Source organism: Nocardiopsis sp. LOL_012 (assembly GCF_048060475.1).
GTDB lineage: Bacteria > Actinomycetota > Actinomycetes > Streptosporangiales > Streptosporangiaceae > Nocardiopsis.
The window spans coordinates 1-255 of the sequence record NZ_JBHMIV010000147.1; the positions used below are offsets into that span (position 1 = coordinate 1).

The window sequence follows — 255 nt, forward strand, 5'->3', positions numbered from 1 at the left end:
GCTCTGGCAGCGTGAACTGCTCGGCTCCCCGGAGGACCCAGAGAGCACCCTGGCCCGCCAGTCGGAGTACTGGCGTGGTGTGTTGGCGGGTGTGCCGGAGGAGTTGGCGCTGCCGTTCGACCGTGTGCGTCCGGTGCGTTCGTCGGGTGTGGGTGGTTCGGTCGAGGTGGAGGTTCCCGAGGGGTTGTCGGGGGCGTTGGAGCGGGTGGCCCGGGAGAACGGGTGCACGCTGTACATGGTGTTGCAGGCGGCGGT

The 255-nt window shown here is 69.4% G+C and carries 1 protein-coding gene; it reads left to right on the forward strand.

The window, feature by feature from the left end; all coding sequences use genetic code 11:
• Positions 1-255 (forward strand): condensation domain-containing protein (locus ACFHWE_RS23850; protein WP_416604122.1); only part of this gene is annotated, 255 nt, incomplete at both ends.